The sequence below is a fragment of the Pseudomonas sp. DE0010 genome, from assembly GCF_007680745.1.
Taxonomy (GTDB): domain Bacteria; phylum Pseudomonadota; class Gammaproteobacteria; order Pseudomonadales; family Pseudomonadaceae; genus Aquipseudomonas; species Aquipseudomonas parafulva_B.
In genome coordinates this window covers 1-290 of the sequence record NZ_VEJQ01000166.1, presented here as the reverse complement: position 1 = coordinate 290, position 290 = coordinate 1, and the positions used below count along the sequence as shown (strand labels likewise).

At 69.3% G+C, this 290-nt stretch carries 1 protein-coding gene; it reads right to left on the bottom strand.

What is annotated here, in order from left to right; genetic code table 11:
- Positions 1-290: helix-turn-helix transcriptional regulator (locus tag FS767_RS22095; protein WP_144968230.1), on the bottom strand; the 290-nt coding region annotated here is incomplete at both ends.

Sequence of the window (290 nt, the reverse complement as noted above, 5' to 3'; positions counted from 1 at the left end):
CGCGGAGAAAATCCAGCTGGGCGGCGAAGTCGTAGGGCGGACGATAGGCCAGGCGCAAGACCAGCACCGGCGAAGCCGCGGCCTGACCCTTGCGCACCTGACTGGGGGCCAGGTCGTAGGCATCGCGAAAGGCGGTGTTGAAGCGTCTGAGACTGCCGAAGCCGACGGCCAGGGCCACCTCGGTGATGGGCAGCCGGGTCTCGCTGAGCAATTGCTTGGCGAACAGCAGTCGGCGGGTGGTTAGCACCGCCAGGGGCGCGGCGCCCAGGCGCTCGACGAACAGCCGGCGC